Source organism: Pseudobdellovibrionaceae bacterium (assembly GCA_020635075.1).
In the GTDB taxonomy this organism is placed as follows: Bacteria; Bdellovibrionota; Bdellovibrionia; order Bdellovibrionales; family UBA1609; genus JADZEO01.
The window spans coordinates 190,599-217,312 of record JACKAM010000002.1 but is presented as its reverse complement, the minus strand read 5'-3'; the positions used below and the strand labels follow the sequence as shown (position 1 = coordinate 217,312).

Below are 26,714 nucleotides of genomic sequence, written 5' to 3'. Positions count from 1 at the left end.
AACTAGGGGTACGGGTGATCACCTGCCCAAAAGTTCGACATATTCACAAAATTGATTAGGCCCAAAAGTGCCCAAAGTTTAATCAGTGTCAACGCACTTACCCCTCTAGACCCCCCCGGTTGAGTGTTGGGCCTGGCCCGACCTATGCAATACCTATCAGTGGGGTAACGAAGTTAAGGACGACGAACTCTCGGGGCATCTGGCAAATCACAACAAGCAGAGAGTTTTCAAGGATGAAAGGGAGAACTGCCATGGTCGGTAGTGCCTATGGAACTCAAGTTCCAACCACAAGGACGTGGATAAAGAACATCATCTACACATCTTTGCTCACCATTGGTATCGGTGCACAGCCTCTGGCTGGAGCACTGGATATCAACGGTGAAGGTAGCAAGACAGGGATCGCTGCTCTTTATCTCTTTAATAACACCACGGGACCCGTTGTTGATTCTTCAGGAGTAGGAACTCCCCTGAATCTGACAATCGGTGATCCGGCTCGCGTGACTCGCGAAAATGGTTATCTGCGGTTTAACCAGCCAACCATTGCGCGCTCGGGTTCACCGGCAACCAAAATCATCAATGCCTGTAAGGCCAGTAATGCCCTCACTGTTGAGGCATATGTCCGCGTGAGTGAGGACAACCAAAATGGTCCAGCGCGTATGATCACTCTGTCCCGAGATTCTGGAACGCGCAACTTCACCGTTGGTCAGACCTACGATGGCGTAGGCCACTGGATGGGCCGTGTGCGAACTGGTACCAACAACCAAGGATCGTTAAACGGCTTTGAAAGCCCTGATGGAGTTCTTCAGGAGAATGCTCTCCATCATGTTGTTATGGTCAAAGATGGCACCACCGCGCGCCTCTATGTCGATCGACAGCTTCAGGCCACCTTCACCAACCTTGGTGGTAGTGGATCATTTGCAAATTGGGATGACAGCATGGAATTCGCCTTTGGTAACGAGCTGAGCTACCAAACAGCTGGTCAGGAACGTCCCTGGCTGGGAGAGCTGCACATGGTGGCTGTTTTCTGCCGGGCTTTAACTGCGAAAGAGATCCAGGGCGATACGGCTGTGCAACCGGGAAATGTGGCGGTCATGCCTAAGCCGGACGAACCCATCAGTGATCTTCGCCAAAAGGCTGCCGTACTCTACCACCGTCTCGGTGGAACCCGGGTGCCCATCGATCACCCAGTGCTTGATGAAATGGAAGCATTGATGGCGGCCAATCAATATGTTGAGGCGGCGAAGAAGGCGACGGCATCTGTAAACTTCTACAACATCACCGTGCGGGATTTCGCCGCACAAATGGCAACCAGAGACGAAACCATGAAAGCTCCATTGAGTGACTTCGTGGCGACCGTCGTGGGCGTCACCCGCGATGGTTTGGATGCTCGTCTTCTTGTCAGTGGAGATTTTTACTACAAGGCTGATCCAACCAAGGCCGCTGTACCTCAGAACGTGGTTCAGGATATCCTCTTGTCAAATCGCCACTATGAGTCCCTGGCCAGCCAAGGATACTCCCTGGCACGCGTCCTTCACCGAGTGAACGGACAACCCATTATGGGAGCAAACGGGGCAGCAACGACCAATCCTGATCCGGCGGGCATACTCACCAGTCGTGCCTTCCTGGAGGCTCACGCTGATGCAGGAACAAATCGCCGTTTAGTGGAATTTGCCTTCCGCGAATTCCTCTGTGTGCCCATCGAACAATGGGCCGACACCTCGAACGCGGATAGTATGGTGGGTCGCGATGTGGACCGATATCCTGGTGGATCAAACGCCAAGTACCAGGCTGAATGTAAGGGCTGTCATGCCGGCATGGATGCAATCCGCCCTGCCTTCGGTCAACTGGATTTCGAAAATAACCGAGTTAAGCACGGTTTGAGTCTGGCCGACGGAAATGGCGAAAACCAAATGAAGAGAAATCCCGCTGGAATCTCGGACAAGTTGAATGTGAACAACGACGTGTTCCCAGATGGTTATGCTGTAAACAATACCGCCTGGATCAATCAGTTGATCCGTGGCTCCAACCTCAAATACTTCGGTTGGCGCGGAAAGATCCAAGGAGCAGGACTTAACTCCTTGGGAACAATGATTGGAAATTCCCAGGCTTTCAGCCGCTGCATGGTTCGTCGGGTTTACTCAAGCCTGTGTAAGCGGGAGCCCACACTGAATGAAGGTCAAATGATTCTGACCACTGCAGACGAATTTGAAAAGAACAACTACAACCTGAAATGGCTCTTCGAGCGTGTTGCCGTCCAAGGCGCATGCTTGGGCAACTAAGGATGGAGGTCTGAGCCATGAAACATATGAATGAAATGAAAAACAATTCAGGAAACGAAATCAAAGTATGGATGCTAGGTCTGGTCTTCCTGCTGGCAAGTGGTTGTAACAACGCCTTTGTTCACAAGTACGAAGATCTTTCCAGCCTAAACCAGGGTGATCTTGGAAGCCTTCTTCCTCCTGGTCCTGGCGGCGGTAACGGCGATCTCAAAATTATCGACGGAGCTCGTACCACCTCGGTGGTTCACTCTGGTCAGGTTTTGGACAACATGGTGGCGATCTCGGGAATAGAAGAGCCCAGTGCTGCAGCCAAATCTCTGTACGAAGAAAAGAAGGGTTCATTTTCTGAGAACGGAAAGGCCAACACTCTGAATGCGCCGATGATAATGGCCGCAGCCTCTCTGGGGGGTGAAGTGTGCGGTGACTTAGTGAACAAAGAGAAGGGGACCGCCGCCGCTGAGCGCAGGATCTTCCCTCAAGTGAATTTTGGGTCTGGACCTAACAATGTTAGTAACACTGCACGCATGGACATTATTCGTCGTCTCGCCAGATCTTTCTGGGGGCGAAACGAAACTGATACAGAACTGCAACTCCTTCAGGATGCCATGGCTGAGGTCATTGCCGCCGGAGGAAATCAGGCTGCCGACACCGACCGCTTTGCCCTTTACGTATGCACGGTCATGATCGCTAGCTTGGATGCATTGGAACTTTAATAGGGGATTATTGGGGAAAAAGGGCTCATGAGGAGCCCGATCAAGGAGAATTACAGTGAAAAAGGCAGAGATAGAAAAACTGATCAAGGAAGGTAAGTTTGAACCTCTACCGGGCCACGCAGCACCCCAGACACGTCGCGAATTTCTCGCCTCAGGGCTGCTCAAGTTTTCCGGAATGTTGTTTTTACCGTCGATCGTAAATGTTGTAGCGCAAAGCAACTTTGCATACGCGGCAACTTGCGAAGATGATGGGGGTGGCGGGGGAAGCACCAATACTTTGGTTCCGTTCATTACCATCAATCTTGCCGGCGGAGCCATGCTGGGCGCCAACTTTGTGCCCATGGATGCAGGCGGACAAAAACTTACCTCTTACGACAAGATGGGACTAGGTGCCGGAGGCAGTCTTCCCATCGAAAGAGAATTTGGTAACACACCCTTTGCTGGCAATGGTATCAGCAAGCTTTTAGCCGGAATTCGTTCCACGGCTACAGCGGCAACAATCGCCAACACGGCCTTTATCGGTGTTAATGTTCGCACTCGTGATGATTCAGATGCTAACAAGCTGGATGTCTCGGGGATGGTTAATGCGGCAGGATTGGCGGGAGCCAAATTGCCGAATTTAGGACGCCGCGATTCCGAAACTGGAATTCGTCAAAGCGTTGCTTTTGTCAGACCTCCCGTGCCACTGATTGTGAACCGGTATCAGGATTTGGTGGGAGCTTCAGGTGGATTCACTAATGCTCTTGGAAGGCTGAGCAAAGCCCAGCAAGTATCACTTTTTAAATCAATCGATAAGTTGAGTATGGAACAAACCCGTCGACTAGCCAGCCTGAGTGGTGGTGAAAACCTCAAAGACCTTGTGGAGTGCGCGGGCAAAAAGAATGTAGATGTTATCAGTTCCAACAATGACACCTTGGATCCTCGCCAAGATGGACGGGGAATCGCAGGAGTTTGGAATGCGCAAAATGCTGGCGATAACAGCCAGGATTTAGTGTTCTGTTCCATGGTCTACAATGTACTTAACGGCAATGCCAGTACGGCAGCTCTTGAGTTGGGTGGTTACGACTACCACAACAATACGCGTACCCGGGGAGACCAGGCTGACCAGCAAGCCGGTGCTCTAATCGGCCGCGTGTTGGAAACTGCGCGGTTGATGGGTCAAAAAATGTTTTTATACGTGTCCACTGACGGCTCTTGCAGCAGTACGGTTTCAAACAGCCCGGACGCCGCTTGGAGAAGCGACCGCGGTAGTGCTGGCGTGGTGTACATGATCGCTTTTGATCCTGCTGGTCGTCCGCCGACTAAGAACTTTCAGTTGGGTAATTTCACCTCAGGCCAAACTGCCAACGACCAGTTTGTGACTGGCGGAACGGCTGAGAAAGCGGCTGCTGGGGTTTTTGCCAACTACTTGAAGTTTTCCGGTCGGGTCGACCTTCTGAGTAAAGTCGTACCAAACGTTTTTAGCAACTCAGATTTGGATCAAGTGGTTTTGTTTTAAGTGAATATGGACAGTTGGGCCGGGGGGCCCAGCTGTGAAAATGGGATTATTAAACATCAAGTTCACAAGGAGTGTGAACAATGGGAATCACAGGAAAGACAATCGTCGTTTACATTGGGGTTTTAATCGGACTTGTCCTCGGATTGGGTAGCACAGGCTGTGCTCCCATGCACAGCGAAGGGAGCACCAAAAACCTGGGTGGCAACTTTGGGCTGGGATCTGGAATTTGCGGGGACATACTGAAACAGGAATTCAGCAAAGGTTGGCAACCCTTCCTAAAAACAAATTGTGGCAGCTGCCATGTCAATGGTGGTGGGGGAAAAGGAAGCTTTGGGGAGGATAATCTGGAGCTGGCCTTTGAGGCCTTTGCCGGTGCCGGAGAACTAAAGATTGCGGACTTTGCGATTAATCCTAGTCACAAACCACCCTACACAGGTGAACAGCATCAGGAGGCGGTCAACGGGTACAAGACAGGATGGGATGAAGCTCAGATCACATTTAACGACTGTCTCGCCGCTCAACAGAACAATGGCGGCGGCGGAGGTGGCGGCGGAGGTGGAGTCGTCATTCCTCCTCCTGACGGCCCTCGTGTAGGGACCAAGGAAATTGCCCTTAATGCTACCAATAACTATCAGGCTCGAACGTTAGATCTCTCAGCTGACATGATTCAAGGTCAGCAAGGGGTTGCCGGTGCCCGCTTTGAAGTCGAAGTGAGAACATTCACTACCCCAACAGGGGAAACTAACTACAACTTTAGAAATCCCAAAGTCTTTGCTGGTGGCCAAGCCGTTGAGGTTAAAGACATCCGTGTGTCGATCAATGGCAAGGAGCTGGCTCAGGGAACAACCTGGAAGGCCGTCAGCCGTAAGGTTCCGTCTGGACAAAACCGCGTGGTCTCCACGGGAACTTTGATTGTGGAAACTGACATCGCCGCGGGCGATACTTTTGGAGTGAGTTTTGGATCTTTAGGCACAACAACATTTAACCCCGCCCGCTTCTCTGAATTGGTTGCCGGGGGCGGAACATTTGGTCAGAGCTGTGTCGGTTGTCACGGAAATACCAACCCTCGCGCAGGATTGAACGTGACCAACTACCAGGAGATGATCAATTACTTTGTAGTGATTCCATATGATCCGACGGGAAGTCTCCTTCTGAGTCGGATGAACGACGCCAATAATCCCATGCCGCCTGCCGGCCTGGTTAGCCAGGCCGCCAGGCAGGCAATTGAAGACTGGATACTGGACGGGGCACCCAATAATTAAGCTGATCCCCCCGGATTGGATTCCCCAATTGGGCCCGTCTCAGTCTTCAATCATTCGGGACATTTAGAGAACAATCTAGTATCTAGACAGTGTCTCGAATGTGTCCATCTGTTTCGAATCTAAGCGTGACTGACCTGGTATGAGACTTGAAATCTATAAGACTTGGACGGGACCACTTAGGGGAGTAGTATGTGTATTGAAATGAGATGGACCCTGTTGTTCGCTTTGGTACTTCTTGTCGGGTGTTCAGGGGAAGAGAAACTTCAAAACGAAAATTCAGATAGCCAAATTGACCTTTTATCGGTCTTGCCGAATCTTCCGACGTGCAAAAGTGTCGAGAGTATGGAGAAGTTTGTCGGTGGATGTAGCCTTATTAAGGATAGCTTCGAGCGAAACCAGATCAAAGGCGGCGGCAATGTTGATTGGTATGCGGCCGTTCGCGACGACGGCGAGGAGGGCGTTGAAGCGGCCGTGACCATCGAGGACAAGGCCGATGTAGGAGTTGTTCCTGATGGGTCCAAAGCCGTTCTTTTTATGAGTCAGGATGACAAGTTGGCTCATGACACCTATTTGATCTCCCAGCCCATGAACCTCAATGTTTTTCACCATCTGGTTTTCGTGGTATCTTACCTTCCGGTCAGGCTTGAGCAAAAGGTAACTCTGGCTATCAACAAGAGGGACACCCCTGAGGGTTTGCGCATAGAGATCTGTCCTCACGACTCTGCCACCTGCGGTCTTGGAGCGACTCCTGTACCGGCTGCTTTGCAGAGCACCACCGTGTGGGAAACCATTTGGCAGGAGCCTTCAGAGTTCGGAACAAATGTAGTACTGGGTAACCATGCCGCTAAGGACTGGATTACACGCCAGGTTCAAATTGATGTTGCCAAATTCGAGGACAAAAAGAATGCCGCCATTTTTCGTTTGAGTGTCTCTATGGACTCGGGCTTTGTGGGTGACAACCCCAGCGGTGAAGTGGAAGATGCCTTTTTGCTGGACCATATAAGGGTTTACGGATTGAAGTCGGTGAACTCTCTTGAAGAGGCCGCAGGTGTGGCCACCCGCTATGCGGGCAGCCAGGGAAACTAATCTAAAACTCTTGATTTTGGTTGGTAGGTTTCTCACAATGTCTTCGCTCAAAAAGGAGTGGAGGTGTTCTGTGGCAAAGAAGGCTAAGAAATCCAAGAAGAAGGCAAATGTAAAAACCGCCAGCAAAAAGACTGCTAAAAAGAAAGTGGTCACCAAAAAGTCAGTGGCGAAAAAGAAGTCTGGCAAAAAGTCTGCGAAAAAGTCTGGAGTAAAAAAGACCGCTAAAAAATCGGCGCCAAAAACGAAAATGGTTCTTTCGGCTCTGGTTCCCAGGGCAGGTGTGAAGCTGGGTAAGAAGGTGAGAGACTTCACTTTGCCTGCGACCGGCAATAAAACCATTAACCTTCAGGGACTCAAGGGAAAACTTGTGGTCTTGTTCTTCTACCCTAAAGACTCCACTCCTGGTTGTACGATCGAGGGGCGAGAGTTCACTCAGCTTCACAAACAGTTTTCCGGGAAGAACGCCGAGGTCTTTGGTGTCTCTCGGGATTCAATGAAATCTCATGAGAATTTTAAATCTAAGCAAAGCTATTCCGTCGATTTACTCAGTGATGCTGACGAGGAGCTGTGTGACTTGTTTGGTGTTATCAAGATGAAAAATATGTATGGTCGGCAAGTTCGGGGAATCGAGCGAAGCACCTTTTTGATTGATGAAAATGGTGTGTTGGTAAAGGAATGGCGAGGCGTTAAGGCCGAAGGCCATGCTCAAGAGGTTCTCAGATTCCTTACTGGGCTTTAATTATAAGAACGAACTCGCTTTCATTGGCGAGGAATTCTGGCGAATTCATGATTTCAATGGGGCTTCCCCGAAAGGCGGAGGCCTCTTTTTCAGAAAGCGGACGGTGGGGGACAATTCCGGCAATAATCAGAAGGCTCCCATAAGGCAGACTATAAGTGCCGTCTAGGGGCACGTTGACGGTCGGAAACTCCCCTTTGCCGCCGAGAAAAAAACCACCCCCAGTCTCCATCTCCAATCCGGCCGGGGTAAAACTGACGACAGCGGCTTCAAAATTGAGACCTTGGAGTTCTTCTGGGTTGTCCCCAAGAGGCTTGGTGTATTGAATGCGCAATGGCCCACCAGTAAGAGCTGCGCTGGTTTTGCCGGGTAGAAACCGAGCCTGCGAGCTTTTCTTGATGAGTTGTTCGATGGGCTCTTGAAATTTGTAGGTTCCCGCCTGAACCTGTTGCCCCTCGTGAAGAATTTGCGATTCGGCAAACATCTGGCTAAGCACCTCTCTGGGGATTTCCGCAAATCGCAGAACAAGCTGACTAGGCGGTTTCGGCCCTTGTGCAACCTTTTCGCCTGGGTCTGTCCCACCATCGGCTGTTGCCGTTTTGCTGGTTCCGCTCGGAGGGCCGATGGCATTCGTTGGTTGGGAGATGTCGGTTGCGGGTTGGTTGACCTTTGCAGTTCGGGAAACTATCGAGCCACTGGCCTGGCCTGAGTCCGAACGTCCATCGGCTGAAGGTTGTGAGGCATCCTCTCGCTCGCGATCACCTTCGTCACCCGCAATAAATTGAGGGCGGGTGGTTTCAATCTTCTGTCCCTGCTGCCAAGAAATATAGGCAATCATGGCGCCAACACTGAGAACAATTGCGGTGATTTGAAACGTAGAATTGAATACCAACTTCCGGTGCCACGGAGTCGGGGTAGGGCGATAGTTCTCGATATCAAGACCGCAGTTGGCGCAAAACCGATCTTGCGGTTGCAAGAACCCACATTTTGGGCATTCCTGCATCATCGGGCCCACCTCCCTGTTCGTCCAGGACCATTCCTTTGGTCCGCAGGGCCTCTGTCTAAAATCGCTTTTTTAAAGGCTAACACGCCTAGACAGACAGCCCAAATGGAAATGAGCCCCCTTGACGCAAGGCTGCTCTCTGCTAAAGTGGAAAAAGGTGGTGGAAAGTGGAAAGAAGTGGAAACACGGACACTCCCTTCCCCACTTTGAAAGCCCATGGATGGGCTTTCCTCTTTACCTGGAAGGTTATGGATGACCGCTTTGTTTCGTGGCCGGTTTGATTGCAAGATCGATCCCAAAGGTCGCTTCAAGCTACCTGCCAACTACAAACAATCCCTTCCCAAGAAAGAGACCTCGCTTGTGATCACCAATGGTCAGTACCAGGGACAGCGCTGTCTGGATGTTTACACTCTCAAAGAGTGGGAAAATTTGGAAAAGCGCATCTCCCGGTTGTCACCCCTAAAAGCTGAAGTGCAAGCCTACCAGCGATTCTATATGGCAGGGGCCCAAGTGGTAAATGGGGATGCGCAGGATCGTTTGCTGATCCCTCAGGGGTTGAGAAAGTTTGCCGCTCTTGAAGAAGAGGCGGTTTTGGTTGGCATGGGAGGGAAGTTCGAGATTTGGTCAGCCCAGCGTTGGCAAGAACTGTATGAAAGTCTAGCTGGTGATTTCGATAACATTCTGGCCGTGGTTGCGGACATGGACAAGGGGGACGAATAGTGGAACACATCCCGGTTCTCCTTGATCCCATTCTGCAAATGGCAAAGGGCCTCAGTCAGCCTCCCGCCCACTATCTGGATGGCACATTTGGCAGGGGAGGGCATACACGGGCCTTGATGGCTGAGTTTCCTCAGATGCGGACATTTGCTCTCGATCAGGACGAGGAGGCGATTGCCTATGGTCAGGAGCATTTTCAAAGGGAATTGGCTTCAGGGCATTTGGTTCTCTGTCGGGCCAACTTTCGCGAAGTGGAATCCCTGCAGGAAAGATTCAGCGAATTTCATGGTGGAGCTGGATTTGATCTTATCCTCCTCGATTTGGGCGTGAGCTCTCCCCAGTTAGATCGTGGTGACCGAGGCTTCAGTTTTTACCATGACGGCCCTTTGGATATGCGCATGGATCAGCGGGGAGAAGTGACCGCGGAAGATATCATTAACAATTGGAATCCGGATGAGTTGTCCGATCTCTTTAGGGAGCTGGGAGAGGTAAGGAGTCCTGGGCGGGTGGTTAATGCGATCATTGAGGAGCGCCGCAAACAGGCCTTCCGCACCACTCGCGAGTTAGCTTCGCTCATAGAACGCTGTCTCGGTTGGCGAAAAAAGGGGCACCATCCAGCCACTCAATACTTTTTGGCGCTCAGGCTCGAAGTTAATCGCGAGCTAGATGTTGTTAAGGAAGTGATCCCCCAATTGGTGGAACTCCTCCGTGATTCAGGAAGACTAATGATCATTACCTTCCACTCTCTCGAAGATCGAATCGTCAAATATGCTCTGCGAGATCTTTGTGATCGCGGATTTTTGGTGAATAAGAAAGTCATTCAAGCACCTTGGGGTGAGGCCAAGAAAAATCCTCGCGCCCGCAGCGCTAAGCTGCGCGTATTTCAAAAAGGAGAATTGCCATGAGCCAGGAAAAAGTGAGCGAGTTGAAGCCGTTTTTTAGCATTTTACTTATCATTGCCACTCTTTTTACAATGGCCTTTTTCAAAATGGAGGTTCGCCGCATGGGTTATTCGGTGTTTTCTGCGTCCCGAACCTTCAAGGTAATGCGAGATCGACACCGCTCCCAGGTGATGGAGTACGCCCAGATCACCCGTCCTGATCGCGTCCGTAAGATTGCCGTTTCTCGCTTCACTCTCAATGATGCCCAGGTGGGTCAAATCATTCAAATGATAGGCACTCATATTGCCTTGCCTCAATAAGGAGCTATTCTTAAACAATGAAGTCCCGGATTGTTCTCATATTTGTTTTGTTCCTGGTGATGTGGTTGGGAATGATCCTGAGAGGAAGTTATCTGCAATTGGTGGCAGATCCGCGTCTTGAGGAACTGCAGAAAAAGCAATTTGAAACAATGCTGACTGTGAAATCGCGGCGCGGGGCAATTCTCGATCGGGATGGTCGGGAGTTGGCTGTAACGGTCTCATCTTATTCCCTTTTTGCCGATCCGAAAATAATAAAGGAACCCAAAACAGTCGCCAGGAAGGTTGCTAAATATTTGGGAGCGGATTGGCGTCCAATATATAAGAAAATCAAAAATCGTGAAAGGAGATTTGTATGGCTACGTCGCCATTTGTCCCGAGATCAAAAGGAATCAATTTTGGATTGGAAGATTCGGGGACTGGGTTTAGTCGAGGAACCTCGCCGAATTTATCCGAATAATTCTCTCCTTGCATCCGCATTAGGATTTGTCGGCTCCGAGGGCCAGGGTTTAGAAGGGCTTGAGCTTGCGTTCGAACGACATTTGAAGGGACAGAATATTCGTATCCACATGGGGCGCGATGCTCGTGGGCGTCCTCTTATGGAAAATGGCAATTTCTATGGCCAGGTCCCTGATGGATTTAATATTCATCTTACGATAGACAATCAACTTCAATACTTGTTGGAAAGGGAACTAGAAGCCACTCAGGAAAAGTACGAAGCCGATTCGGCGGTGGGTGTGGTCCTAGACGCCCGAACTTCGGAAATTCTGGCGATGGGGCAAACTCCCGGATTCAATCTCAACAATGCTCGTCAGTATCCCCATTCGGTCAGGCGCAATCGATCAGTGACGGATGCCTTTGAGCCAGGCTCGACGATGAAAACCTTTGTCATGGCCTCGGCCCTCAAGCACAAGGTGGCCAAGCCAAACACAGCCATTGACTGTGAGGGAGGGAAACTCCAGATTGGCAGGCGAATAATTCGTGAGGCAGACAGCACCCATAACTTTGGCCAACTGACCGTGAGCGAGATTTTGGCTTATTCGTCAAATGTTGGTACAGCCAAGTTGGCCTTTATGGTAGGCAATGATCGCTTGTACCAAACCTTGTTGGATTTTGGCTTTGGCAGTCAGACGCTTGTTGACCTTCCCGGGGAGAGTTCAGGAATCTTGCACAAGCCTCCATGGAACAAACACCTACTGGCCAACATATCTTTTGGTCATGGCGTTAGCGCAACCCCTCTGCAAATCGCCGCAGCCTACGGAGCAATAGCAAACGGTGGTGTCTGGTCGCAGCCTTATATTGTTAAAAGAGTGATATCAGAGGATACCAATGAAGAGGTGAAGCTCCAAAAGCGACAAAAGAAACGTGTTCTCAGTCAGGACGATGCGGCGACATTGACTTTAATGCTGACCAATGTGACGGCTCCCACGGGCACAGGATTCAATGCCCGGATCAAGGGGTTTCCGGTGGCCGGAAAGACGGGCACAGCCCAAAAGGTGAATTTGGAGAAGGGCGGCTATTTCAGGCATGCCTACATATCCAGTTTCGCAGGATTTGTTCCGGCCAATGATCCTCGCTTTGTTATCTACATTGCGGTCGACAATCCACGGGTCAAGTACTACGGGGCCCAGGTGGCAGCTCCGGTTTTTGCTCGCTTGGCCAGCTTTATGGTTCGCAAGTCAGGTCTTCCTCCGGTGCTCATTTCAGAGGAAAACATCCTGGCTACCAGAGAGAAGGCTTTAGACTCTGAGAGCCTACAGGAAAAGGCGCTAACCGCGGTCAATGAGTCGATGAATATCACTCAGGAAGGCGTGACTCCCGACTTCAGGGGATTAACCTTACGTGAGGTCATTCGCCGTGTTCGCGGCACCGACGTCAAAGTACGGTTTAAGGGTTCAGGGGTGGTTGCCTCATCTCGACCCACTGCGGGCGAACCACTGCGGCCTGGACAAGAAATTCACTTGCAGCTAAAGACTCCGAAAACGGTGAAAGAGTAAATTTTGAAACTCGCTCAGTTATTTTCCATTTACCCACAATTGAAATGGGGCCATCAGCGGTCGGCTGATGTGCGTTTCATTTGTCGGGACTCTCGGCTGGTCGAGCCGGGCTGTGTCTACGTGGCGGTTCGCGGACAGGCCCATGACGGTCATGATTTTCTCCCTCAGGTCTGCCGCGCTGGGGCTGTGGGTGTGGTGGTGGAATCGGAGTCAAAGATTCCCGCGGATTACCCCGGAGCGGTGGCGGTGGTTCGAGACTGTCGCAAGGCTTTAGATCAATTGGCGAGTCGCTATTACAACAACCCGGCAGCCTCCATGTATTGTGTTGGCGTAACGGGCACAAATGGTAAGACTAGTTTGGCCTACCTAGTGGAGTCCATCTTGAATGAATATGGGTGGTCGACTGGGGTCATGGGCACTGTGGACCACCACATTGGGACCCATGTTTGGGAAAGTCAGCTCACCACTCCTGATGCCCTGGATCTGCAGAAGCGTTTGGTCGAGTTTAAGTCTCTAGGGGCAAAGGCCGTAGCCTTCGAGGTGTCCAGTCATGCCTTGTCGCAATTTCGTGCAGACGCGATTCCCTTTGATGCCGTGGTGTTCACAAATTTGACCAGGGATCACCTGGACTACCACGGCGATCTCGACAGTTATTTTTCGGCCAAGCAAAGACTGTTCGATGAGATATTGTGGGGGTCAGAAAAGCGTGACCTTTATGCCATTATCAATCGTGATGACCCTTATGGTCGTAAGTTGCGAATTGCCGACAAGGCCACTCGCTGGACCTATGGTGAAAGAGAAGCGGATTTCTGTTTTCAGATTATGGATCAGGGTTTCTCTGGTTGTAGGTATGAAATCCGCCATCCCCGTGGAGTGACGGAAATCAGCAGTCCCTTGATTGGTCGGCACAATGTCTACAACTGCACAGCGGCATTTGCCGTTGGACTGGCGGCTGGTGTTTCTAGTGAGACCTGTGCCACGGCTCTGTCCCGTTTTCACGGCGTTCCTGGACGAATGGAGAGAGTGGAAAATCAAAAGGGCATTCATGTATTTGTGGATTACGCTCACACAGATGATGCGTTAAAATCTGTGTTGGCGTCTTTGAACGAAATTCGTCGCCTGTCTGGATCGACAGCAAGAATTATTTCGGTTTTTGGTTGTGGGGGCGATAGAGATAAGGGCAAACGCCCACTTATGGCGAAGGCGGCCGTCGAGGGATCGGACCTGGTGTTTGTCACCTCGGACAATCCGCGGACAGAGGACCCGGAGGAGATTATCCAGGATATTTTTTCAGGGATTGAAGAGGGAGATAGGGACCATAAAGTGTTTAGTGAAGTGGATCGAAAACAAGCTATTTCTAGGGCGCTGCGATCAGCAAACTCCGGTGACGTTGTATTGATTGCGGGAAAGGGACATGAGGGCTACCAGATTGTGGGAACAGAAAAGCTATCCTTTTGTGATGTGAACGTGGTGAAAGATCTATTGCAATGAGTTGGAAGCTAACACTGGATGAGGTCTTAAAAGCGACGGGGGGCAAAACCCTGTCGGAGAAACAGACGGAGTGGTCTGGAATTGGTACAGACTCGCGTCTTGATCTTACCGGTCAGCTGTTTATCGCCTTGCGTGGAGATCAGTTCGACGCCCATGACTTTGTCGAATCCGCCGTCACTCAAGGTGCGACAGGTCTTCTTGTCGATAAGTTTGTTCCTGAGCTAAAGGATCTCGTCGATCAGGTGACCCTGGTACAGGTTCGTGACACACTTAAGGGCCTTCAGGACTTGGGATCCTATTGGCGCAGGAAGAACAAAGCCAAGATCATCGCCATAACAGGCTCAACTGGTAAAACAACGACAAAGGAGTTTGTTGCCTCCCTTTTGAATCGCCAATTTAAGACTCATTACAACAAGGGAAGTTACAATAATCACTGGGGTGTTCCCCTGACCCTATTGGCGATAGAACCCGAACACGAAGTTGCCGTGGTTGAAATGGGCATGAATCATTCTGGGGAGATCACTCGCTTATGCGAAATTGCCAGTCCCGATATTGTTTTGGTGACCAACGTGGGTCAGGCCCATATTGGTGAGTTGGGCAGTCTGGAGGCCGTGGTGCAGGCCAAGTGGGAACTTTACCGCTCATGCCCCAAGGCCATCCAGGTTTATAATCTGGTCAATGAGCACACCATTCGTATGCATGAGGAAGCGGTAAAAAAGGGAATAAAACACATACTCACCTTTTCCGCCTACAAATCCAACGCTGAGGTCAATTTAAGGGTTACCGAAATCGGGCTCGACTTTATTCAGGTCATGGGATTGATCGGCGAAGTGGAAGGAGATGTAAGGGTTCCGGTGTTTGGTCGACAAAACGGAACCAACATAATGGCAGCAGCGGCCCTGGCAATGGCTGCGGGAATGGGACCCGAGCAAATCTGGGCGGGTCTTCCAGAGTTGCGCTGTGCCTGGGGGCGCAATCAGTTGGTACGATTGAAGTGCGGCACTCCTGTCTTGTTTGATGGCTATAATGCCAACCCGGAAAGCATGGCGGCCTTAATCAAAAACCTCTACGAGATGCCCATGAAGGGGAAGAAAATACTGGTTCTGGGAGAGATGTTGGAGCTGGGCAAGGAGTCCGACCGCCTCCATGAGGAGCTAGGTGAGATGGTGGGCAACATCGATGTGGACACCCTATGGTTCATCGGCCCTTCCCATGCCGCTTTCGAGCGTGGGGTGAGGCGCACAGAATTTCGAAAAAATCTATTTATTTCAGACACTTACAAAGAAGAGCTTGCAACTCGTATCGGCTCTATGCTAAACGATCAGGACATCGTTGCCATTAAGGGTTCGCGCGGGATGAAGCTGGAGCAGGTGATTAAGGCCTGGGATCCAATCGGCTTTTAGGGCAACGCACAGCTGATTACGGGAATGCGGGTAAATGCTCTATCGTTGGCTCTATGAGGCGTCGGATTCAATCTCTGCTCTGAACGTCTTTCGTTACATCACATTTAGAACTTTCATTTCATTTTTTACGGCCTTCTTTCTTTGTTGGATCCTTGGTCCCTATTTTATTCGTCATCTGGTGAAAAAACAGGTGGGCCAGAGCATTCGCGAGGACGGGCCACAAAGCCACAAGAAAAAGGCCGGAACACCAACCATGGGTGGTGGACTGATTCTCATGGGACTACTGGCTCCAGCGATATTGTGGGTCGATATGCTGAATCCTATGGTCTGGGCGGTTTTGGTCGTGACCTATGGGTTTGGTTTGATTGGCTACCGAGATGACTATCTCAAGGTGGCTAAGAAGAACTCAAAAGGACTGTCGGGTAGGCTAAGACTGTTGCTTGAGTTTTTGATTTCCGGTTTAGTCGTGGCCTATTTGGTATGGGATGGTCAGATCACCACAGTTCTTTCGGTCCCCTTCCTCAAAGAAGTTCATTTTGATCTCGGTTGGTTCTATGTCCCCTTTGCGGCTCTCACAATCGTCGGGTGCGCCAATGCAGTGAACCTTACCGATGGTTTGGATGGACTGGCGATTTTTCCAGTTATTGTCTGTGCTGGAACATTCATGATCTTCGCCTACGTTGCGGGACACTCGGAGATCGCTCGTTACCTGGCTATTCCCTTTGTTACTGGATCTGGTGAGTTGACAATCCTGGCAGCAGCCGTCGTTGCCTCTGGGCTGGCCTTCCTTTGGTTCAATAGCTTTCCCGCCCAGGTCTTCATGGGCGATGTGGGCAGTTTGTCCCTGGGTGGATTTCTTGGCGTAATGGCCGTGTTAACTCATAACGAGTTATTATTGGTTTTGTTAGGTGGTGTATTCGTCGTAGAGGCCCTTTCCGTTATTACCCAGGTGGCGTCCTTCAAGTTAACGGGAAAGAGGGTGTTCCGCATGGCCCCGATTCATCACCACTATGAACTCAAGGGTTTGGATGAGACTAAGATTATTGTTCGTTTTTGGATTGTAAGCATTCTTTTAGCCGTGCTGAGTTTGAGCACACTGAAACTGAGATGAGGTAGGAAAGATCATGGAGTTGTCTGAAATTAGGGGAAAGAAGATTCTGATTGTGGGTCTGGCGAGAACGGGGGTTTCTCTTGCTCGCCTGTTAACTGAAAATGGTGCCGAAGTTACGGTGAGTGATCACAAGTCAAAGGCGGAATTGGCCAACCATTTGGAGGCCATGTCTGGGTTGGAGGTTCATTATGACTTGGGAGGGCACACGCCAAAGACATTTCTTCAGCAGGATTTGATTATCCTAAGTCCCGGTGTCCCCCCTCACCTGAAAATCTTTGATTATGCTCGCAGCCATGGGGTCAAAGTTACGGGTGAATTTGAGTTTTGCTCACAGTTTATTCAGGAACCGGTTATCGCCATTACTGGAACCAATGGTAAAACGACAACCACCCGGATGGTAGAACAGTTTTTGAGTCGCTCTGGGGTCAATTGTTGGGTTGGCGGTAACTTTGGCGAGCCGCTGAGTGAATACCTGCGCGCTGGAGAAAAGGCCCAGGTGGTGATCTTAGAGGTCAGTAGTTTCCAATTGGAGCATGTTGAGAATTTCAACCCCTCTAATATTGTCTTCATGAATTTGGCTGAAAATCACTTGGATCGCTATCGGAGCATGGAAGAGTACGTCAATGCCAAGAGACGGATTTTCCTTAACACCAATCAGTCCACAACCAGCATTCTCAACGCCGACGACAACGCGGTGGTGGAATTGGCTCGGGACCCAGCTGTCCAGAGAGGTCGAATCTTCTACTTCTCTCGCAAACCCACCCTTGAACCGCAAATCATGAATATCGGTGGTGCGGTTTTGATCAAGGATCAGATTCGGGTGCGCACCGGTCCGGAAATCGAGTACTACACGGTGTCCAACGCTAAAATGCGCGGTAAACACAACTATGAAAACGTGATGGCGGCAATTTTGGTGGCCCGTGAACACGGCGCCACCCATGAAGCTATTCAACGGGTCATTGATGAATTTCCTGGTATGCCTCACCGACTTGAGTACGTGCGCAAGGTTGGGGGGGTTCAGTTTTACAATGATTCCAAGGCGACCAACGTTCACGCTGTGATGCGGGCTCTTGATTCCTTCGATGAGAATGTCATTCTTATCATGGGAGGAAAGGACACCAATCTCAACTTTGCTCCTCTTAAGGATCGGATTCGCCGGGTGGTTAAGACCTTAATCCTGGTGGGCGAGGCGAAGGAGCGAATCAACCGGGATGTGGGCGATTACAGTGAGACCTTTCTCATTGGGACCTTTGAGGAGGCCATATTGATTGCCTACCAAAAGTCTAGGATTGGTGATGTGGTTCTTCTTTCGCCTGGCTGTTCGAGCTTCGATATCTTTGACAGCTATGTTGAGAGAGGAAACTACTTTAAGGAATTGGTGAATAAATTCCGCTGAGAACTATCGCAGTTACGAGCTCCCCTATGCTAGAATAAGCGGACGCATCAAGGGGGCTGCTTGTGAGGAAATGGCAAGTTGATAAGGGGCTACTGCTAGTCGTTTTCTTCTTCCTAGGATTGGGCCTGGTTCAGGTCTATAGTTCTTCCTACATTTTTGCCATGGAAAAGCACGGCGACGGACTGTTGATCTTTCGTCGTCAGCTGGTGTTTACGGGTTTGGCGGTGTTGGCTCTATTGGGTGGCACTTACATGCCCTTTAAGTGGCTACGAATCGGCACCCCCCTTTTGTGGGTAGTGGCTGTTGTAGGGCTTATTCTCACGTTTGTTCCTGAATTGGCAATCAAGGCCGGGGGGGCCCAACGGTGGGTGAAGCTACCTTTTGGGCAAAGATTCGAGCCAGGCGAAATGATTAAGCTGGTGCTCCCGCTGGTTATGGCGACTTACCTGAGTCGACCCGATCAGCGTCTCTCCGGCGGGCAATGGTTTTTTCGCTTTGTCTTTTTGGGACTGCCCTTATTGCTGGTCTTGCGTCAGCCGGACTTTGGAACTTTCGCCATTTGTGTGTCTGTGTGCTTTCTGATGCTCTTCGCATTTGGTTTACGATGGCGTTACATTTTGGGAGGACTCGCGTTTGCTTTGCCGGCCTTTTACTTCCTGGTCGTCAATGTTCCCTATAGAGCCGCGAGAATGAAGGCTTTTTTGGATCCATGGTCCGACCCCGCCCAAAAGGGATTTCAGGTAATTCAGAGCATGTTGGCCTTCTCTGCTGGGGGAGTGTGGGGTGCGGGCCTTGGTCAGGGGCAGGGAAAGCTATTTTTTCTTCCTGAAGCACACACAGATTTTACATTGGCGGTACTTGGCGAGGAGACTGGTTATGTGGGATTCTTGTTGGTGCTGCTTCTCTATGGCGTCCTGGTGTTCCGTGGATTCCAGATTTCGGTGAAAGCATCGGATCTCTATGCGCGAGCTGCGGCATTAGGTTTAACAGTTGTTTTCGGCCTTGGAGTTTTTATTAATGTCGGCGTTGTTCTTGGCTTCCTGCCGACAAAAGGTCTCACACTCCCCTTCCTGAGTTATGGTGGAAGTTCTTTGGTGATGACTTGTCTTGGCTTTGGCTGGCTGTTAAACATAGACAGGCAGAATAAACAGACGCGGCCGAAGCGCGGAGCGGCCAGAATTTAGTTTCCGGGAATTGGAAATAGTTAATGGCGCGGCAGACGGTATTTATAGCGGGTGGTGGAACAGGCGGACACATCTATCCGGCCCTGGCGATAGCGAGGGGACTTCTTGAATTGAATTCTGAATTGGACATTCATTTTGTTGGATCTCCCGTCGGCCTAGAAACTCAAATAATTCCCAACCAGGGTTTTCCTCTTCATCTGGTCCCCATTGGTCGTCTGAACAGAAACGTGGGATTGGGCGAGAGGCTCAAAACCCTAGTAGGCTTACCACTATCTTTCTTTGTTGCCCTGTTTTTGTTGCTCAAATTCAGACCTAAACTGCTATTGGGGGTGGGTGGGTTTGCTTCGGCTCCCGTGCTATTTGTGGGAGCTTTGTGTGGATTTAAAACGGTTATTTGGGAGCCTAATGCCTATCCTGGCCTCGCAAATCGATGGCTGGCAAAGGTTGTGGGCCTTGGATTGGTGGTCTTCAGCGAGGCCAAAGATCTTTTGAGAGTAAAGCGAGTACTCAAGATTGGTTTGCCGGTTCGCAAGGAGATTGAGGAGTTGGCAGGTAGTAGGCGACCCCACCTCGGTCCTTTGCGAATTTTAATATTCGGTGGCAGCCAAGGGGCAAGGGGAATCAACAATACGGTTTGTGATGCTGTTTGCAAGGGCGGAGATTGGCTCGATCAGGTGGAGATCATACATCAAACAGGTAAGCATGATTTTGCCTCGGTGAAAGCCAAGTACCAGTCGGATGGGGCTCGCGTGGATGTCAGGGAGTATCTACCCAATATTCATGAGCAATATGCCTGGGCGGATATGGTGATATGTCGGGCAGGAGTGAGTACTATCGCCGAGTTGGCGGCAGCGGCAAAACCGGCCATTTTGGTTCCCTTTCCGTTTGCGTCTGATGATCACCAGCAGAAGAATGCTGAAGCTTTGGTAAAGGATGATGCTGCGGTGATGGTAATCCAGAAGGATTTCACTCCAGATCGATTGGTTAGGATTATTCGTGAGATTGTTCGGAATCCAGCCCGGCTGGAGCAGTTATCGGGGAACATTCGTCGATTTCATCAACCCAAGGCCGCGGAGGGAACTGCGAAAGTTCTTTTGGCAGAGATGGCGGGAAAAAACTCAAATGAACAAAATTAAATCGACCTTAAAAAAGTTGACCAACGCAAAAGTGCATTTCATCGGCATTGGTGGAATTGGTATGTGTGGCCTGGCTGAACTTTTGCACAACATGGGTGCTCATGTTACCGGAAGTGATATGCAGGAAAATGCTCAGGTACAGAGATTGACCGAGATGGGGATTCAGGTCTTTATCGGTCATCAGGGAGACCAGATCGGTGACTCAGAGGTGATCGTCTATTCGAGCGCCGTCAAGCCCCACAATGAGGAGTACCGCGAGGCCCGGCGCAGAGGGGTCCCATTGATTCCCAGGGCTGAGGCCCTGGCTGAGATGATGCGACTGAAGAGGGGCGTGGCCGTTGCGGGAACCCACGGGAAGACCACTACGACAAGCATGGCGGCCTCTGTGTTTTTGACGGCTAAAGTAGATCCCACCATTATCGTAGGCGGAAGATTGGACGTGATCAAGTCAACTGCGCAGCTGGGTCAGGGAGAGTGGCTCCTGGCCGAGGCCGATGAGTCTGACGGTAGTTTTAACCGATTGAGCCCAGAAATTGTTATTGTCACCAATATCGACAATGATCATTTGGATCACTACAAGGATTTTGAAAATCTTAAGAATGCCTTTTATGACTTTGCCTCCAGAGTCCCTTTTTACGGATCAGTCATACTTTGTGGCGACGATTCAAAAGTGAGAGAGGTTTTTGCGGATTTCCCTAAGAGAACTTTGTATTATGGGTTTGATGGCAATAATGACTTTGTATTGAAGGGTGAAAAGGGAAAATATGAGGTCCATACGGAAGATGGATTGCTAGGTGAGTTTGTTATTCCCGTACCCGGAAGGCACAATGCCCTGAATGCGCTTGCAGCTATTGTTGCCGGATTGGCAGCGGGCCTTGATTTTGAAACGTGTGCCGAAGGTATTAGTCGTTTTCGCGGCGTCGATAGAAGATTTCAAAAACGGGGGGAGGCTGCGGGGGTTTTGTTCTATGATGATTACGGTCATCATCCCACCGAGGTTTCGGCCGTGCTTTCGGCATTTAAAGAAGGGTTTCCCGATCGTCGTCTCGTTGTTCTTTTTCAGCCCCACCGTTATTCACGGACACAGCTGTGTTGGGAGCAGTTTCTCGACTGTTTTAAGGATGCCGACCACCTTTTCGTAATGGATATATATCCCGCCGGGGAAGCTGTTATTCAGGGAGTAAATGCTCGGTTGTTGGTTCAACAGATGCATCACCCCAATGTTGATTATCTTGGTGATGGTGGGGACAAGAATATTGAAGGGCTGGGACAGTTTCTAAGGCAGGGGGATGTATTAGTGACCCTTGGTGCCGGCAATGTATGGAAAACTGGTGATGCGGTAAGAACCTATTTGGATGAAGGGGTCCAAAAGTGAGAAGTGATTTGGTTCAGGAACAAATGGCCCTACACAACCTGACTTCTTGGAGGGTCGGAGGTAAGGCGGAGTATTTTTGCTCGCCTCGGTCCATAGAAGAGGTGGAAGCCGCACTCGAGTGGTGTCATAAGAAGAACTTGGATTTGACCATCCTTGGGGGGGGAAGCAATTCACTAATCAGTGATAAGGGAATTAAGGGCCTGGTCCTGTCTATGCGTAGTCTAGCTGGGCTGGATGTCAAAGAGGCTGGAGGGCGATTACAGATTGTGGCCATGGCGGGAACTCACAAATCACAGTTACTCAGAGTCTTCATGCAAAAACGTCTAGCCCCGGCCTTGTTTCTCAGCGGTCTTCCCGGTGATGTGGGGGGAGGCGTGGTGATGAATGCCGGGGTCAGTGAGGACCGGACTCCCAAGGAATTCTGTGAGATTGTGGATTGGGTTGAAACCGTCCGTTTGGACAACGGCAAAGCAGTGCGAGAGACAATTCCCGCGGAAAGAATTAGATGGACCTACAGGCATAGCGAGGGTTGGCAGCCGGGAGTGTTGGTGAGAGTTGGACTGAGTTGTCCGCTGGACGTGGATGAGGAAATTCCAAGTCGAGTCAAGGAGGCCAACCGACTGCGTTTGAGCAAGCAACCCTTGGATCAGCCCAGTTGTGGATCGGTGTTCGTTAATCCTCCCGGTTATAAAGCCGGAGCTGTGATTGACAAGTGTGGGCTCAAAGGTTTTTCGATAGGTGGCGCCACCGTTTCCCCCAAACACGCTAATTTTATCGTCAATTCGGGTACGGCTACTGCCAGCGATGTTGATTCAGTTATTAAGCACGTCAAGCAGACAGTGTTTGAGCTGACCAAGATCGAGTTAAAGACGGAAGTCATTTATTTAGGCGATTGGTCTTAGGGAGTGGGAAAGAGTGAGTCCACCTGAACAACAGATTTATCCACAGGGACAGTGTGGAATGGTATGGAGACATGCCGCGGTTTTGCCGGAAGGGCTCATCTTGCCCTGTTGTCGGTTTTTGGACCGACAGCTGCTCAGTTCCTACAAGACAGTGAATGAAGCTTTTTATAGTCCCGAAATGGAGGGGCTTCGCCGAAGGATGTTGGGTGGGCAGTGGGCCAAGGGGTGTGAAAAATGTTTGAGCGACGAAACGGCAAGCCGATCCAGTCTTCGTACCCGGGGTAACCATCGTTTTCCCCAGCCTTTGGGAGAGCCGTTTCTCCAGTCTTTGGAGATTTCCTTTTCAAATGCCTGCAATATGGCTTGCCGTATGTGCAATGCTCAACTCTCGTCATCCTGGTATGAAGACGCGAAGGTGGTTATGGGCTACTCGGGTCCCAGACGACACTTCTTGGACTGGGACTTTAGACAATGGGATCTGTCCCGCCTGGGTTGGCTCAAGATACTTGGAGGCGAACCCTTATACGAGAAAAAGAACCTAGAGTTTCTTCATTACATGGATGAGAGGGGGTGGCTTAAAAACATCTGCCTACACATGACCACAAACACCTCGGTTCACCTGTCCGCCGAATGGGAGGAGATGATCCGCTCGTGCAAAACGGCTAAGATTTTTTGCAGCATTGATGGGGTGGGTCAGGTGAACGAGTATTTGCGTTATGGCGCCGATTGGAAAACCACGCAAAAGGTTTTTAGCCAGTTCTTGGACTTACAGACCAACTGCCCAAGCGTGGAGTTGAGCGTCCACACCGTGGTCAGTGTGTTTAATGCTCTTCACCTGCCTCAACTCGAAGGTTGGATAAGGGATACTGCTGGAGATGGGGTGAATTGGAATTTGGATTTTCTTTTTGAACCCAAAGAGATGTCGCTGGTGGGGCTGCCAATTGGCCTGAAGAACCGGATTTCTCAGCAACTTCCCCAGTTTTTCAGGCGTGCCGAGGTTCTTAGATTTCTGGCAGTTCATGGCGAATCCGAAAATTCCAACTATCTTTCGGAATTTGGGGAGTTTAATGCTCTCTTGGATAAGCTGAGGAATCAGGATTGGCGTCAGGTTTTTCCAGAATTAGACCAGGTTCTTTCCGTGTAAGGTACCAAGGTGAATACTAGATTTTAACGCAACACTTTAATAATAGGAGTGTTGTGAAAAAATTCAAACGAATCTCGCTAGAAGAGAGAGAAGAAATCAGTCGTTTATTGTCGAAAGGCCTGGGGGTTCGAGATATTGCTCAAGAGCTTTCCCGTGCTCCAAGCAGCATTAGCCGAGAGCTCAGGCGCTTCAAGGAGCAGATCAATTACCGGGCAGTTTGGGCAGATAAAGAGGCTCAGCGAGCCTCACGCAGCCGCCGTTTAGGCAAGCGCAAGATATTGAAAAATCAGCGTTTGTTAAGGGTCATTCGGGCTAAGCTCAAGCTTTACTGGTCTCCCGAACAGATTGCCCAGCACTTAGAATCCCGGTATGAGGATGAATCCATGCAGGTCTCCAAAGAAACGATCTATTCCTACATCTACATTCTTCCTCGGGGAGAACTTCGTGCTGAACTGACTAGGTGTCTTAGGCAGGCCCACAAAAAGCGTCGGACCCGAGGGCGAAGCGCGAAAGGGCAAGTATCCAATCTTGAGGACATGATATCAATCGAGGAAAGGCCGTCAGAGGTTGCTGATCGCTCCATACCGGGACACTGGGAGGGAGACATAATCATTGGCGGGCAAAGGGAGCAAACAGCCCTGGGAACTATGGTAGAGCGCACCACGAGAACCACTATCCTTGTCCCCCTGAAAAGCAAGAAAGCCGAGGATGTCAGAAGAGCATTTGCGAAGGAGATCAAGAAGTTACCAAAGGAGCTTCGGCTAACCCTGACATATGATCAAGGACGAGAAATGGCTCAGCATAAACTCTTCACTAAAGAAACCCAAATGAAGGTGTATTTTGCCCACCCACAAAGTCCTTGGGAACGAGGAACTAACGAGAACACTAACGGTTTGATCCGGCAGTTCTTCCCCAAAGGAACTAACTTTACCAACATTACTCGCAAGGAGATCAAACGAGTCCAACGGCTACTCAATGATAGGCCCAGGAAAACCCTGGGGTGGAGAACACCACGCGAAGCTATGGCGGAACTGTTGCGTTAAAACCTTGACCCCGCACAAGTTCCTTTTCCGGAAGCAGGGACCAATGAGCGGAGATAGATTTCTCCGCTCATTGGTCCCTGCTTCCGGAAAAGAAACTTGATACCTTACAATTCTCCCTTACTCGCAATAGCTCAAAGTAATCGTGCGCTCTTTGTCGTCTTTACTGATGGTGGCGCTACCACAGCCGTTGAAAACAACAGAGCCAGTTCCGGTCACAGTACCATCAAAGGTGACAGACAGGTTTCCAGATACTGGATGGCAGCATGTCGAGCTCCACTGAAGATTATTGGGAGTATAAACCGCAGTGAATTTGGCTAGGTTGTGATTCACTTCCACCTGGCCGCCATTCATCACACGGCTGGCTCGGGAAAGGCCTCCAGTGACGGTAACATTGCTCAAAGTACGAATAGAGTGACTCATAATTGTCACACCTGCGGCCGTTTTAAGAATCTTGTTCTTTCCGAGTACCTGAATTTCCCAGGCTGATCCGGTGTTGGTGAGTTTTCCTCCGCCCGAGATCGATGTTCCCCGGTAGTCTGTGAGGGCAGTGGAGAAAACCTGGAGATTTCCGCCACGAGGGCCGGTAATGGTGTAATCGTAGGTGCGAGCGACATTGTCACTCGCGGATGCCATTCCGCAACCTGAGTCCGAGTAGGTCAAAGTGACGCTTCCATCGAGACTAAGTAGGGTTCCAGAAATGTCGCAATTCGAATAGGTCGCCGTTTTAACGCCGCTTGAGCAGGTTTCCAGAGCCGCGCGTGTGCAGGTTGCAGCATAGGCTTTGGGAAGAAAAAGGTCGGCGATATTTTGCTTACGCAAATTGGCCGATGCATAACTTTCGCCGCTGTGGTCGTCAGCCGAACCACTGAGGGCAGTGATCATGGATTCCGCAGATAGCTCAAATGTGGAATCCAAAGCATCGTCTTGGTTGTCTCCGCAACCGACCAAGAGAATAGAAACGGCCACAATGGCCACAAGTAAAAATCGCTCAATGAAATCAAAAAACATGACATCTCCTCCAAGTTTCATGAACCCAGTGTCTGTGAAACCCCCGGGCTCCCGGAAAAGTTGCGTATCATCCTGAGAATATTATCGGCCTTTTTGGCATTTTGTTCCTTAGCCCTAAGTCCTGAGAATACCAGAATTTTTCACTCCCCGCGATTCCGCCCTCGTCGGTCGAAATGGCAGGGGGTATGATGGGCGAAAAGGAGACGGTCTCAATATGAAAAACAAGACCAAGGTCTGGGTGAGTGGAGGGATTGGCTTTGTCGTCACAAGTCTGATCCTGGTTGGTGCCTATTGGTCTGTGCATGGGGATTGGTTTAACCTGCAAAGTGTGCAGATTGAAATGGAGGAATCCAGTAATCAGGAAGTCCTCTTCAATCGCATTCGCTCAGAATTGGCAGGCAAATTAAATTCCCTCATTGGATTGAAGGCCTGGGAGGTGGAGTTGGGAGGTCTACTCTCTGAAATCGAATCTGATTCGAGAGTAAAAGCAGCTTACGTGTCTCGCCAATTCCCAAACAAACTTTTTGTGCGTATTTTACCTCGTGATCCGGTGTTGGTTTTGGCAGGAGCCAAAGGGTTTGTCTACCCTGTGGCGAGTGATGCAAGCCTTCTGCCTGCTATTCTTGCCCAGGATGCTCCCGACCTACCATTGCTGCGCGGAAGTGGATTTGCCAAGAATGAAAATTGGCGAAAGAAGGTCATCGAATTACTGGAAGAAGTTCCTCAAGAGGGGGACGTCGGGCTCAATCGCATTTCAGAAGTTCACTACACTCCAGAGGAAGGATTGGAAGTTGTCCTGATGGGTAAGGGAGTGAAGGTGAGTTTGGGTGAAAAAGCAATTTCCCGAAAACTCAAACGGGTGGAAAGAGTTCTTCATTACCTCCAAGAACACCAGATAGACGGACGCGTCATCGACGCGAAATTCTCCAAGAAAGTTGTTGTCAGGCTGCGTAATGCCCCTTAGCCTTTAGGCAAGGAATCTTAGGTCCAGCTTTATTTCGTTTGCTTGCGAATGGTATAAACTGGGTGAGT

At 50.3% G+C, this 26,714-nt stretch carries 23 protein-coding genes; 21 read left to right on the top strand and 2 right to left on the bottom strand.

Annotated features, from left to right (window positions below; all coding sequences use genetic code 11):
- Nucleotides 1–233: 233 nt before the first annotated feature.
- The 6 genes from H6624_10670 (at nucleotide 234) to H6624_10645 (ending at nucleotide 7,577) form a co-directional block, all read left to right on the top strand.
- Nucleotides 234–2,279, top strand: coding sequence for a LamG domain-containing protein (locus H6624_10670; GenBank protein MCB9084799.1), 2,046 nt, complete (start codon nucleotides 234–236; stop codon nucleotides 2,277–2,279).
- 17 nt (nucleotides 2,280–2,296) lie between these two features.
- On the top strand, nucleotides 2,297–2,992 hold the full coding sequence (locus H6624_10665; GenBank protein MCB9084798.1) for a hypothetical protein: 696 nt from the start codon (nucleotides 2,297–2,299) through the stop codon (nucleotides 2,990–2,992).
- Nucleotides 2,993–3,047: 55 nt separating this feature from the next.
- The gene (locus H6624_10660) at nucleotides 3,048–4,490 is read left to right on the top strand and encodes a hypothetical protein (protein ID MCB9084797.1); all 1,443 of its coding nucleotides are present in this window, start codon (nucleotides 3,048–3,050) and stop codon (nucleotides 4,488–4,490) included.
- 80 nt (nucleotides 4,491–4,570) lie between these two features.
- A complete protein-coding gene (locus tag H6624_10655; protein ID MCB9084796.1) occupies nucleotides 4,571–5,752 on the top strand; it encodes a hypothetical protein in 1,182 nt (393 codons plus the stop codon).
- A gap of 189 nt (nucleotides 5,753–5,941) precedes the next feature.
- Entirely contained in the window at nucleotides 5,942–6,838 is an 897-nt protein-coding gene (locus tag H6624_10650) for a hypothetical protein (GenBank protein ID MCB9084795.1), read from the top strand.
- Between the two features lie 247 nt (nucleotides 6,839–7,085).
- Nucleotides 7,086–7,577 (top strand): peroxiredoxin, encoded by a 492-nt coding sequence (locus H6624_10645; GenBank protein ID MCB9084794.1) that lies wholly within the window; start codon nucleotides 7,086–7,088, stop codon nucleotides 7,575–7,577.
- Here H6624_10645 and H6624_10640 read toward each other — a convergent pair.
- On the bottom strand, nucleotides 7,564–8,580 hold the full coding sequence (locus H6624_10640) for a zinc ribbon domain-containing protein (protein ID MCB9084793.1): 1,017 nt from the start codon (nucleotides 8,578–8,580) through the stop codon (nucleotides 7,564–7,566). The two genes, H6624_10645 and H6624_10640, sit on opposite strands and share 14 nt — an antisense overlap.
- 249 nt (nucleotides 8,581–8,829) lie before the next feature.
- Between H6624_10640 and mraZ the strand changes: the two genes are divergently transcribed.
- The 14 genes from mraZ (at nucleotide 8,830) to H6624_10570 (ending at nucleotide 24,674) form a co-directional block, all read left to right on the top strand.
- The gene (gene mraZ / locus H6624_10635; protein MCB9084792.1) at nucleotides 8,830–9,297 is read left to right on the top strand and encodes a division/cell wall cluster transcriptional repressor MraZ; all 468 of its coding nucleotides are present in this window, start codon (nucleotides 8,830–8,832) and stop codon (nucleotides 9,295–9,297) included.
- The gene (gene rsmH, locus H6624_10630) at nucleotides 9,297–10,199 is read left to right on the top strand and encodes a 16S rRNA (cytosine(1402)-N(4))-methyltransferase RsmH (protein MCB9084791.1); all 903 of its coding nucleotides are present in this window, start codon (nucleotides 9,297–9,299) and stop codon (nucleotides 10,197–10,199) included. The genes mraZ and rsmH overlap by 1 nt, the downstream gene beginning before the upstream one ends.
- The gene (locus H6624_10625) at nucleotides 10,196–10,495 is read left to right on the top strand and encodes a histidine kinase (protein ID MCB9084790.1); all 300 of its coding nucleotides are present in this window, start codon (nucleotides 10,196–10,198) and stop codon (nucleotides 10,493–10,495) included. Before rsmH ends, H6624_10625 begins: the two co-directional genes overlap by 4 nt.
- Nucleotides 10,496–10,512: 17 nt before the next feature.
- Nucleotides 10,513–12,489, top strand: a complete 1,977-nt coding sequence (locus H6624_10620; GenBank protein ID MCB9084789.1) for a transpeptidase family protein — start codon at nucleotides 10,513–10,515, stop codon at nucleotides 12,487–12,489.
- Nucleotides 12,490–12,492: 3 nt separating this feature from the next.
- Nucleotides 12,493–13,980, top strand: a complete 1,488-nt coding sequence (locus tag H6624_10615) for a UDP-N-acetylmuramoyl-L-alanyl-D-glutamate--2,6-diaminopimelate ligase (protein ID MCB9084788.1) — start codon at nucleotides 12,493–12,495, stop codon at nucleotides 13,978–13,980.
- A complete protein-coding gene (locus H6624_10610) occupies nucleotides 13,977–15,383 on the top strand; it encodes a UDP-N-acetylmuramoyl-tripeptide--D-alanyl-D-alanine ligase (GenBank protein MCB9084787.1) in 1,407 nt (468 codons plus the stop codon). The genes H6624_10615 and H6624_10610 overlap by 4 nt, the downstream gene beginning before the upstream one ends.
- A gap of 34 nt (nucleotides 15,384–15,417) precedes the next feature.
- The gene (locus H6624_10605) at nucleotides 15,418–16,494 is read left to right on the top strand and encodes a phospho-N-acetylmuramoyl-pentapeptide-transferase (protein ID MCB9084786.1); all 1,077 of its coding nucleotides are present in this window, start codon (nucleotides 15,418–15,420) and stop codon (nucleotides 16,492–16,494) included.
- Nucleotides 16,495–16,507: 13 nt separating this feature from the next.
- A complete protein-coding gene (gene murD, locus H6624_10600; protein MCB9084785.1) occupies nucleotides 16,508–17,890 on the top strand; it encodes a UDP-N-acetylmuramoyl-L-alanine--D-glutamate ligase in 1,383 nt (460 codons plus the stop codon).
- Nucleotides 17,891–17,982: 92 nt separating this feature from the next.
- Nucleotides 17,983–19,074: a cell division protein FtsW gene (locus H6624_10595; protein MCB9084784.1), complete on the top strand. Its 1,092-nt coding sequence runs from the start codon at nucleotides 17,983–17,985 to the stop codon at nucleotides 19,072–19,074.
- A 23-nt stretch (nucleotides 19,075–19,097) separates the two neighbouring features.
- Nucleotides 19,098–20,210, top strand: coding sequence for an undecaprenyldiphospho-muramoylpentapeptide beta-N-acetylglucosaminyltransferase (gene murG, locus H6624_10590; GenBank protein ID MCB9084783.1), 1,113 nt, complete (start codon nucleotides 19,098–19,100; stop codon nucleotides 20,208–20,210).
- Nucleotides 20,197–21,585, top strand: coding sequence for a UDP-N-acetylmuramate--L-alanine ligase (locus H6624_10585; protein ID MCB9084782.1), 1,389 nt, complete (start codon nucleotides 20,197–20,199; stop codon nucleotides 21,583–21,585). Before murG ends, H6624_10585 begins: the two co-directional genes overlap by 14 nt.
- Nucleotides 21,582–22,487, top strand: coding sequence for a UDP-N-acetylmuramate dehydrogenase (gene murB / locus H6624_10580; protein MCB9084781.1), 906 nt, complete (start codon nucleotides 21,582–21,584; stop codon nucleotides 22,485–22,487). Before H6624_10585 ends, murB begins: the two co-directional genes overlap by 4 nt.
- Before the next feature lie 13 nt (nucleotides 22,488–22,500).
- Nucleotides 22,501–23,631 carry a twitch domain-containing radical SAM protein gene (locus H6624_10575; protein MCB9084780.1) on the top strand — a complete coding sequence of 377 codons (1,131 nt, stop codon included), beginning with the start codon at nucleotides 22,501–22,503 and terminating at the stop codon, nucleotides 23,629–23,631.
- A gap of 53 nt (nucleotides 23,632–23,684) precedes the next feature.
- A complete protein-coding gene (locus tag H6624_10570) occupies nucleotides 23,685–24,674 on the top strand; it encodes an IS30 family transposase (protein ID MCB9084779.1) in 990 nt (329 codons plus the stop codon).
- A 117-nt stretch (nucleotides 24,675–24,791) separates the two neighbouring features.
- Here H6624_10570 and H6624_10565 read toward each other — a convergent pair whose 3' ends face one another.
- Nucleotides 24,792–25,682: a hypothetical protein gene (locus tag H6624_10565; protein ID MCB9084778.1), complete on the bottom strand. Its 891-nt coding sequence runs from the start codon at nucleotides 25,680–25,682 to the stop codon at nucleotides 24,792–24,794.
- Between the two features lie 214 nt (nucleotides 25,683–25,896).
- Between H6624_10565 and H6624_10560 the strand changes: the two genes are divergently transcribed.
- Nucleotides 25,897–26,646: an FtsQ-type POTRA domain-containing protein gene (locus tag H6624_10560; protein ID MCB9084777.1), complete on the top strand. Its 750-nt coding sequence runs from the start codon at nucleotides 25,897–25,899 to the stop codon at nucleotides 26,644–26,646.
- Nucleotides 26,647–26,714: the final 68 nt, after the last annotated feature.